The sequence below is a fragment of the Kitasatospora sp. NPDC004799 genome, from assembly GCF_040609095.1.
Classification (GTDB): Bacteria; Actinomycetota; Actinomycetes; order Streptomycetales; family Streptomycetaceae; genus Kitasatospora.
The window spans coordinates 1-9,953 of record NZ_JBEXJK010000304.1 but is presented as its reverse complement, the minus strand read 5'-3'; the positions used below and the strand labels follow the sequence as shown (position 1 = coordinate 9,953).

The following is a 9,953-nucleotide window of genomic DNA, read 5'->3' as shown; positions in this document are numbered from 1 at the left end:
GGGAGCCCCCGGCAGCAGCGCCGGAGGCTCCCCGGGAACGCAGACGGCCCGCGGGCTGCTCCTTCGACGCCGGCCCGTGCACTGGCCAGGCGCCGAGGCACCGGGGATGTACCGGTGAGCCCGCGGGCCGGGTGACTGCTTGGATTTCGCCTGCCGGAGGCCTGGGGCCTCACCCTGCGCAGGCAGGGGCGGCTCTAGCGAGCAGCCACCTCACGCATCCTGATGGAACTCAACTCAGGATCACCTCCCTTCAGTGTGCTGCCAGCCTAGGCAGCGTTCCGGGCGGAGGCAACGGATTAACGCGCGGTGCCCGCGTCCGCCGCTCAGGCGGTCTTGAGCTGGTCCTTGAACTTGGTGAAGTCGAGCGTGTTGTCGGCCGACGGGACCTGGACGGTCAGCGGCTTGTCGAACTCGCTGAAGTCGATCTTGCCGTTGCCGTCCTTGGAGCCGGAGTGCTCGATCCGCACCGGGTAGGGCTTGCCCTCGGTGGCGACGTGGATGGTCGACACCTCGCCGTCGGAGTCGGTGGCCTTCAGGCTGAAGGTCTTCACGCCGTTGACGGTGCCGGCGGAGCCCTTCTCGACCTTGTCCTTGTCGTTCTTCGACTCGGTGATCTTCTTGCTGAACTCGGCCAGGTTGCAGACGCTGGCGATCGAGCCCATCGACGGGTCGCTCTCGAAGCCGGTCAGGTAGCGGCCCTTGAACAGCTCGGCGGCCTTGGCGCCGTTCGGGCCGCCCATGGCGGTCCAGAAGGCGGTGTCCGGCTTGACGTACGAGGTCTTGCCGTCGCTGATGATCTCGAACTTGCCCATGCCCGGCATCGCCATGGTGCCGGTGCACTGGCTCTTGTTGTCCAGCGTCAGGTTCATCTCCATGGCTTCGCCGTCGCTGCCGATGGTGCCGGCCATCTTGAGCGAGGTGGCCGAGGCCAGGGCGTCCTTGGTCTGCTTCTGGATGTCCTCGGCGCTGAGCTTGTCGGTGTCGAGCTTCTGCGAGGCGCCCGCCTTGGCTTCGCCCTTCCCGTCGCTCTTGCCGTCGCTCTTGTTGCTGCCGCACGCGGCGGTGCCGGCGGCCAGGACGAGACAGAGAGCGGCGGTGCTGACCAGTCGCTTCGACAGCATGTGGTGTTTCCTGTCCGGGGGGGCTCGAACAGCCCCCCCAATGTGATGAATTTTTCATCAGTATGGTTCAGCCCCCCGACAGGTGATCGCCGGACGGCCCGCCGTTACAGCTTCGTGGCAGGACCGTGCTCTGTCCGTACCCGGACGTGCGAAAAGCCCGGAGGACGTGTCCTCCGGGCTTTTCCACTACTGAGTAGCGGGGACAGGATTTGAACCTGCGACCTCTGGGTTATGAGCCCAGCGAGCTACCGAGCTGCTCCACCCCGCGTCGGTGAACACCACAATACGTGGAAGTCGCCGGGATGGGAAATCGGTTCCTCAGGGCGCCCTGGCGACCCGTGGCCGGCCGGGCGCCGCGTGCCGGGCCGCGCGGCATCTGGCCCAGGCCGCGAAGCAGACCAGCGCGGCGAAGCAGGGCACCATCAGCGCCCCGTACACCACCAGGAAGCCGTCCGTGCCGAGGTCGGCGGCGGCGTTCCAGGTGCCGTGCAGCGCCATCGCCAGCAGCAGCCCCACCGGTACCGCCAGCCGGGCCAGCCAGCGCCGCGCGGTGGTGAGGGCGACGGCCAGGCCGATCCCGGTGAGCGCGGTGAACAGCGGGTGGGCGAAGGGGGAGAGCAGGGCGCGCAGCACGAAGGTCTGCACGGTGCTGTCGAAGTCGCGCAGGCTGGGCGGGTCGCCGAGGCCGATGCTGTCCAGCCGCTGCCGCTGGTCGCTGGTGAAGGCCCGGCCCAGGTAGAGGGCGTTCTCGGTGAACGCGAAGCCGCAGGCGGCCGTCCCGCCGAGCACCACCCCGGCGGCCAGGGTGCGCGGCCGGGAGCGGTGGTGCGGCGGCGGGGCCGGGCGCAGGTAGGGCAGCGGCCGCAGGCGGGGGCGGGGCCGGAGCCGGCCGCGGGCGTGCGGCCCGACCGGGCGGCGCGGGTACGGGCGGGGGCTCCGGGGCGCGGGCAGCCGGTGCGGCGGCGGTGCGCAGGGGCGCCCGGGGCGGCGGCCGCGGCAGCTCAGCCGCCGGCCGAGCGGGAGCAGGAGCACCAGCAGGGCGGTGGCCTTGGCGGTCTCCTCGATCACCGGGGTGGCGATCCCGGCGCCGAGCAGTTCGCCGAACGGGCCCCGGTGCCGGGTCAGGTAGCTGGCCGTCCAGTTGTTGGCCAGGATGGCGACGGTGGTGGCCGCGCAGGCGCCCCAGCCGAGGCAGAACACGGTGTGCCGCAGCGGCACCCGGGCGGTGAGGTTGAGCCAGGCCAGGCCGCCGAGCACGAACGGCAGCGGCACCATCGCCAGGCCCAGGCCGACCAGCAGCCCGACCGTGCCGGTCTGCCGCTGGACCAGGTGCAGGATCAGCACGCCGCAGCCGATCAGGGTCAGCACGGCGGTCGCGGTGACCGAGGAGAGCGCCACCGAGCGGCTGCGGCCCGGCGGGGCCGCGGGGGCGGCCGCCGGGGCCGGCCCGGCCCGGTCGCCGCCCGGCCGGGGCAGCGGGCGGTGGGCCCGGCGCCTCCGGGGCCCCGGGATGGTCCGGGTGTCGCCGGTGCTCGGGGCCGTCTCCGGTGCGTCGGCGGCGGCCCGGACCGTCGTCCGACCGTTCGTCCGGAACCCGCCGCCGGACGGGCTGCCCATGCGGCACAGGGTAGGCCACGGCGGCGGTCCGTCGGGAGGACTCGGGACGAACCGTCCGTCCCCGGCCGGTCCGGACGGCCGCCGCGCGACCGGCCGTTCGAACGGTGCCGGTGGGTCAGCGGCGGCGGAACAGCAGGTCGTGGACGACGTGGCCCTTGGCGATCCCGGCCCGTTCGAACTTGGTGACCGGGCGCCAGTCCGGCCTCGGGGCGTAGCCCGGGACGCTGCCGTCCGGGTGGTCCGCGGGCTCCAGCCAGCCGGTCCCGTCGCCCTCGGGGTGCAGGTTCTCCAGCTCCGGCGAGGCGGACAGCACGGCCAGCATCTGCTCGGCGTACGGCTCCCAGTCGGTGGCGCAGTGCACCAGGGCGCCGGGGGCGAGCCGGGGCAGCACCAGGTCGAGGAAGGCGGGCTGGACCAGCCGGCGCTTGTGGTGCTTCGGCTTGGGCCACGGGTCGGCGAAGTAGACCCGCAGACCGGCCAGCGAGGCGTCCGGGAGCATGTCGCGCAGCAGGATCACCGCGTCGCCGGCGGCCGTCCGGACGTTCCGGGAGCCGTCGCGCTCCAGCAGGCCGAGCAGGTTGCCGTGGCCGGGGGTGTGCACGTCGGCGGCGAGGATGCCCATGGCCGGGTCGGCGGCGGCCATCGCGGCGGTGGTCTCGCCCATGCCGAAGCCGATCTCCAGCGTCACCGGCAGGCCGTCGAACAGCGCCGGCAGGTCCAGCGGGGTGCCGTCGATGGGGATGCCGTACGTCTCCCAGCTCCGGTCCAGGGCGCTCGCCTGGGCGTTGGTCATCCGGCCCCGGCGCGGCTGGAAGCTGCGGATGCGACGCTCGCGGTGCTGGGCCTCGGTGGCCTTGTGCGGGTACATCGGCGCGGGGTAGGCGGCCGGCGCGGCGGACAGCCGGGCGGACGGCGAGGGCTGGGGGATCGGGGCGGTGGCAGTCACAATCACCCGAGTCTACGGGGCTGTCGGGGCGCTCCGGCGGGGGCTGTGACCGGGCTCATCCGGCCGACCGCCGACTCCCGACGCCCCTCGCCCGCCGACTCCCGACGTCCCTCGCCGGCCGCCGCCCGGCTCACCCGTCGGCGTCCAGCGCGGCCAGCGCCCGGCGGGCCACCTCCCGGCCGATCGGCAGCGAGGCCGTGGCGGCGGGCGAGGGCGCGTTCAGCACGTGCACCGTGCGGCGAGGGGAGCGCGGGTCGTCCGGGTCGAAGCCGGCGAAGGCGAAGTCGTCCAGCAGCGATCCGTCCCGGGCCACCGCCTGGGCCCGGACGCCGGCGGCGGCCGGCACCAGGTCGGCGGCGGTCACGGCGGGCAGCAGGCGCTGGACGGCCGTGGTGAACGCCCGCTTGGACAGCGAGCGGTGCAGCTCGCCCAGTTCGTAGCGCCAGTGCCGGCGGAGGATCCGCCAGGTGCCGGGGAAGGCGAGGGTGTCGGCCAGGTCGCGCGGGTGCACGGTGCGCCAGTCGTAGCCCTCGCGGGCCAGCGCGGGCACCGCGTTCGGGCCGACGTGGACGCCCCCGTCGATGCCCCGGGTGAGGTGCACGCCGAGGAAGGGGAAGGCCGGGTCGGGCACCGGGTAGACCAGGCCGCGCACCAAGTCCCGGCGGTGATCGACCAGTTCGTAGTACTCGCCGCGGAACGGCACGATCCGCACCCCGGTCTCGTCCCCGGCCAGCCGGGCGATCCGGTCGCTGTGCAGTCCGGCGCAGTTCACCAGCACCCGGCAGCGCAGTTCGCCGTCGGTGGTCGCCACCGTGACGAGGTCCCGGCGCCGGGCGACGGCCCGTACCTCGGTGCCGGGGCGCAGCTCGGCGCCCGACTCCCGGGCCAGCCGGGCGTACGTCGTCGCGACGGCCGGGAAGTCGCAGATGCCGGTGGTGCCGACGTGCAGCCCGGCCAGCCCGCTCACCTGCGGCTCGTGCCGGGTGATCCCGGCCCGGTCCAGCTCGGTGACCGGGATGCCGTTGGCCCGTCCGCGCTCGGCCAGCGCCGCCAGCCGGGGCAGCTCGGCGGCGCCGGTGGCCACGATCAGCTTGCCGGTCACCTCGTGCGGGATGCCGTGCTCGCGGCAGAACTCCACCATCTCGGCGGCCCCCGCGACGGCGAACCGGGCCTTGTACGAGCCGGGGCGGTAGTAGACGCCGCTGTGGATCACCCCGCTGTTGCGCCCGGTCTGGTGCGCCGCGAACCCGGGCTCCTTCTCCAGCAGCGCGAGGCGCAGCCCCGGCCGTGCCCTGGTCAGCGCGTACGCGGTGGCCAGTCCGACGATCCCGCCGCCCACCACCAGCACGTCGACGTCATCTGCCACCGCCCGCTCCTCACGGCTCGCCCGCCCCTGCGCCGATGCTGCCACGGCGGGGGCGGGCGGTCGAGGGTGCGTGACGGGGTTCGGCGGCGGGGTTCGGCAGCAGGGGTCGGCGGCGGGGTTCGTTCGGCGGCGGGGGAGGCGCGGGCGGAGCCGCACCCCCGTGACGGCTCCTGCCCGCTCCTCTCCTCCCGTGCGTCGGTCCCGCCGGGCCGCTACTCCTCCCAGGGCCAGCGGGCGTTCGCCCCGGCCTCCAGGAGGGGGATCAGCCGGAAGGCGGCGTCGCTCAGGCCGCCGAAGGTGTGCCGGTGGGCGCCGCCGCTGGGGCCGTGGCCCAGCGCGTAGCCGGCCAGGTTCCAGGTGTAGACGGGCACGTGGGCCGGGACGGCGGCGAGCGGGTCGCCGCCCCAGTGGCCCGGGCCGGTCTGCTCGTCGGTGACGATCACCACCCGGTCGTGGCCGCGGTAGTGGGTGCGGACGGCGTCGGCGGTGTTGGTGCCGCCGAGGCTGGAGAAACGTTCCAGCACGCGCAGCACCGCCTCGCCCCGGCCGACCTTGACCACCCGGCTGGTGGTGCCGAACTCGACCAGGTCCGCCTGGGCGGCCCGGACCTTCAGCGCGGTGCCGAAGATCGCCGCCGAGTCCGCCCGGTTGAGCTCGGTCGGCCCGCCGGAACGGTCGAACATCGAACCGGAGCGGTCGACCAGGACCAGCGTCCGGCCGGGCAGCTCGGGCACGTTGGCCAGCGAGTGGCCGAGCGCCGTCTCCAGCGCCTGCCCCCAGCGCAGCGAGGGCACGTTGCGGTGCGCGGCCAGGTAGCGGAACGGGAACTGGCGCGAGCGCCGCACCTCGCCCGGGTCGGAGATCCGCCGGGCGACCTCGGCCGCGACGGCGTCCGGGACGCCGGCCCGGTCGAAGTTGCGCAGGTTGCGCACCAGCGCCATCGGCCCCATCGACGGGAAGACCGCCTCCCAGGCGGCCGCGTCCAGCGGCCCCTGCAGCCAGCCCGCCAGCGCCTCCCAGGTCAGCCCGGCGGCGGCCAGCCGCTCGGCGCCGCCGGGGGCCGTCACCGCCGCCCGGCGCTCCTCGACGGGCAGCGCCAGCAGCTCGCGGTTGGCGGTCAGCATCCGGTCGGCGGCCGGCGGGACGGCCTCCTCCGGCCGGTGCAGGCGGTCCAGCGCGTAGGCGAACAGCGCGCCCTGCCACGGCTTGTCCGGGTCCGGCGAGGGGTGGGTCAGCTCGATCACGTCGCCGAAGCGGTAGCCCTTGCCCGCGGTGTCGTACTTGAGCAGCGAGCGGGCGTCGTACAGGCGCCGGACGGCGTCCGCGACGCCGCGCTTGAGCGGCTTGGGCAGCGCCCGGCCGTAGCGCGAGGTCCAGTAGGCGAGCAGCTCGCCGGGCTCATCGGCGCGCCGCAGCACCGCCGCGACGGCCTGCCGGGAGTGGCCGTGGGCGCCCGCGTCCAGCCGGGCGCGGGTGAACTCGGCGGCGCCGACCAGGGCGGCGGTGCGCATCTGGGCGCCGTGGCGCAGCCAGCGCAGCAGCCCGATCGTCCACTCCGGTTCGGCGACGGCCAGTTCGCGCACCAGCGCGGTGTAGCGGTCGTCGCGGTCGCCGCCGCGCTCGTGGAAGGTGTCCTGGCCGACCATGTTGGCCACCGCGAGCAGGAAGAGCTCGGACTTGCGGTCCCGGACGAAGCCCGGGCCGCCGTTGTGGTTGACGGCACGCCGGCCGGTGGTGGCCACCGGCGACGCCGGGCTCGCCTTGGCCCTGCGGAAGTTGAACCTGGACATGCGAAAGCCCCCCTCGGCCTGCTGGTGTCAGTGGGAGGGAGGCGTGCCGCGGTGTGGGGTGCCCGAGATCGTGCCGGCCGTCGTCGACCGGCCGGCGTCGGCGGGGGTGTATGCCTTGTGCTCTACCGGATTGAGCTAGCGGCCGCGCTCGCGCACGGCACGCCCGGGACTTGAACCCGGAACCCCAAGATCCGAAGTAACCCCCGCCTGCGCACCGGGCACTCCGACGCGCACCGCCTCCCGAGATCAGTGGTGGCGGCGGTGTTTCGCGGGCTCGAACCGCAGCGTCCTACGGACGCCTCACCAAGAAGTAACCGCTGCCGTCGCACCGGGAGGTGCGGAAAACCTATTCACGTATGGGTGTCCAGAGATCGGAGCGGCTGAGGTGACGAAGCTGCTCTGGCCACTGAGCTACACCGGCTCGTACCGGTGACGGGATTCGAACCCGTGACCTGCCCAATAAGGAGTTGGAAGTAACCTCTGCCTGCGCACCTGGACGAGAGAGACCATAGCCAGGCCCCTCCCGTCGGCGCACCCCATTTACCGTCAGGCCGCGCAGGCCCTCGACGCTCACGCCGGAGCGACGATCACCGCCCGGGCCCGTTCGGTCAACTCCCGTACCCGGCGTTCACCCTGGAAGGGCTCCAGTCGCCGCAGCATCTCCACCACGTACTCCCGGCTGCGCTGCGAGGAGATCCGGCCGGCCACCTCGACGGCGCGCTCGCCGGCCGCGACCGCGGCGTCCAGGTTGCCCGCCTCCGCCTCGGCCATCGCCGAGACCACCAGCCGCAGGCCGTGCGAGCGGACGAAGCCCTCGGTGGGCGTGGCCAGCGCCTCGCGGGTGAACTGCCGGACCTTGGAGGGCACCCCGAGGTCCCGGAAGCACTCGGCGGCGTCGGCGGCCAGCCGGTCGTAGGCGTAGAAGTCCATCCACGCCGGATCGGGATCCCCGGCGCGCGCCCGTTCGAGTGCGCTCTCCGCCGCACCGAGCGCCGTCGCACACGCCGCGGCATTGCGGGCCTTCGCCTGGGCCCGGGCCTCCACCAGGTGGAAGAAGCTCATGGTGCGGGCGGTGGCCAGGCCCCGGTTCCGCTCCAGCGCGGCCTGGGCGAGGTCGACCGCCTCCTCGGCGAAGCCCCGGTAGCCCGCCTGGAGGCTCATCGAGGCCAGCACGTAGCCGCCGAGCGGCACGTCGGCGGCGGCCCGGGCGAGCCGCAGCGCCTGGATGTAGTAGCGCTGGGCGGCCTCGTGCTGCCCGGTGTCGAAGGCCATCCAGCCGGCCAGCCTGGTCAGTTCGGCGGTCGCGCCGAACAGCGCCCGGCCGACCGCGTCGCTGTACGAGGCGAGCAGCAGCGGCGCCGCCTCCACCCGCAGGCACTCCGGCACCATCGACGAACGCCAGTCCCCGCCGCCGTACTTGGAGTCCCAGCGGCGGGCCTCCTGGGCGGCCTCGCGGAGCTTGGCGGCGTCCGAGTGGCCGACCCGGTAGGAGGAGGTGTCGGTGGGGGAGCGCGGCACCTCGCGGGCCACCGAGCCGTCCGCCGGGGTGATCAGCCAGCGCGAGACGGGGGTCGCGTAGGCGGCCACCGAGAAGGTGCCGGCCAGGCTGTCGCTCCAGCGGCCGCCGCCGGGGCCCCGGCGCAGGTCGAGGTCGACCCGCCAGAGGTCGGTCGCCGAGCGCACCGCGTCGGCGACCTCGCGCGGGAAGGCCAGGCCGAGTTCGGGCGCCGGGTCGGTGTCGCCCAGCCCGATCTCCTCCAGCGGGACGGGCCGGCCGAGCTTGCCGCCGATCGCGGTGGCGATCAGGTGCGGGACGGGCCCCTGCGGCACCATGCCCTTGCTGACCCAGCGGGCCACCGAGGTCTTGTCGTACCGCAGGGTGAGCCCGCGCTGGGCGCCGAGGTCGTTGACCCGGCGGGCCAGTCCGGCGTTGCTGATCTGGGCGAGGGTCAGGAGCGTGCCGAGCCGTTCGTTCGGTCCACGTGGGCTGACGGTCATGGTGGCGGCGGCACCTCCTGCGGCCTTGTGCGCGGGGCCCGGGCGGCACCGGGCGGTAGCTGCTGTACCTAGCGTAGTCGGACGCGTTCCGACGGTTAAGAGGTCGCATTCCGGATGGCGGGATCGCGCACTCGGCGGTGCCGCACCGGAGTTGGTCCGGACCACTCGGATCCGGCCGGTCGCGCCGCGCGCCGGAGCGCCGTGCTCCGGTCCCGTGTTCACGTGCGCCCGGCCGTGCTCCCTGGCCCGACCGGCTGGTCGGCGATTCGCTGGTGGTCGTGGGTCGGCCTGCCGTCGAGGACCCGGCAGGCCGGGGGAAGCCGCCGCCTCAATCCCCGCGGGCGGCGGTGAAGTCCGGGAGGGCATGCGGATGCCCTCCCGGGCTGGGCGACGCCTTTCGGCCATCTCGCGATGCCCATGCCAAAGGTGTTCGCCGGTGGTCCGGGCCGGGGAGGGGGAGGCCCGGCCCGCCCTCCCCGTCGGCGTACCCCGGTGATCGAACTCCCCTCCGGTTTACGGGACTTGCGCGCCGGGAACGATCGGGAGCCGGTGCGCCCCGGGGTCGCGGGCACGCCCGCGACGGCCCGCGCGGTCCCGGCGGCCGTCGAACGGCCGGTCCGAACGCCCGGTCCGAACACCGACGGAACCCGGAACACCGACCACGGTGCCGTCCCGCGGTGGCACGATGTCCCTGACGGCGCGTCGAGCTGCGGGGGCACGCCGGGACGCGCACGGGCCGCCACGGCACACCACCCGGCCGCCCGGCGGACGGCGAACGCGCCGGGGATGCAGGTCCTCGTCCGGTGGAGGCGCGATGCGGTGGCTGACGGGCTGGTGCACGGGCTCGGGCGCCCCGGCGCACGAGGCGCTCGGCAGGGTCGAACCGATCGCCGCGCGCCCGCTGTGGACCGGGCCCGACCCGCTGTGGGCCGTGGGCGACTGGCGCCCCGGGGAGATCCGGCTGGTCACCCTCCGCCCCGGCGCCCCCGCCGTGGTCGGCACCGGCCCCGCCGCCACCGACCAGGTTGCCGGTCGGCGAGCCCTCGGCGGAGCTCGCGCTGCTGCCGTAGCCGACCAGGTCCTTCACCCCGGCCTGGCCCGCGCAGTTCGAGGCG

6 protein-coding genes, 1 tRNA gene and 1 pseudogene are annotated in these 9,953 nt (G+C 74.7%); 1 reads left to right on the top strand and 7 read right to left on the bottom strand.

The features are described from left to right. Nucleotides 1-323: 323 nt before the first annotated feature. The 7 genes from ABZW03_RS29645 to ABZW03_RS29615 all read right to left on the bottom strand — a co-directional run bounded on the left by ABZW03_RS29645 (nucleotide 324) and on the right by ABZW03_RS29615 (nucleotide 8,838). On the bottom strand, nucleotides 324-1,121 hold the full coding sequence (locus tag ABZW03_RS29645; protein WP_355264859.1) for a hypothetical protein: 798 nt from the start codon (nucleotides 1,119-1,121) through the stop codon (nucleotides 324-326). A gap of 194 nt (nucleotides 1,122-1,315) precedes the next feature. Then, nucleotides 1,316-1,389, bottom strand: a tRNA-Met gene (locus ABZW03_RS29640). Nucleotides 1,390-1,439: 50 nt separating this feature from the next. Further along, nucleotides 1,440-2,738 (bottom strand): PrsW family intramembrane metalloprotease, encoded by a 1,299-nt coding sequence (locus ABZW03_RS29635; protein ID WP_355264856.1) that lies wholly within the window; start codon nucleotides 2,736-2,738, stop codon nucleotides 1,440-1,442. Between the two features lie 115 nt (nucleotides 2,739-2,853). Beyond that, nucleotides 2,854-3,684 carry a tRNA (guanosine(46)-N7)-methyltransferase TrmB gene (trmB, locus tag ABZW03_RS29630; protein ID WP_355264853.1) on the bottom strand — a complete coding sequence of 277 codons (831 nt, stop codon included), beginning with the start codon at nucleotides 3,682-3,684 and terminating at the stop codon, nucleotides 2,854-2,856. Between the two features lie 130 nt (nucleotides 3,685-3,814). Further along, nucleotides 3,815-5,050 (bottom strand): L-2-hydroxyglutarate oxidase, encoded by a 1,236-nt coding sequence (gene lhgO / locus ABZW03_RS29625; protein WP_355264850.1) that lies wholly within the window; start codon nucleotides 5,048-5,050, stop codon nucleotides 3,815-3,817. 212 nt (nucleotides 5,051-5,262) lie between these two features. Next, nucleotides 5,263-6,840 (bottom strand): TROVE domain-containing protein, encoded by a 1,578-nt coding sequence (locus ABZW03_RS29620; RefSeq protein WP_355264847.1) that lies wholly within the window; start codon nucleotides 6,838-6,840, stop codon nucleotides 5,263-5,265. A 570-nt stretch (nucleotides 6,841-7,410) separates the two neighbouring features. Next, nucleotides 7,411-8,838 (bottom strand): MFS transporter, encoded by a 1,428-nt coding sequence (locus ABZW03_RS29615; RefSeq protein WP_355264844.1) that lies wholly within the window; start codon nucleotides 8,836-8,838, stop codon nucleotides 7,411-7,413. Between the two features lie 814 nt (nucleotides 8,839-9,652). Between ABZW03_RS29615 and ABZW03_RS29610 the strand changes: the two are divergent. Beyond that, a pseudogene (locus ABZW03_RS29610) lies at nucleotides 9,653-9,953 on the top strand (asparagine synthase); the annotation flags it as partial.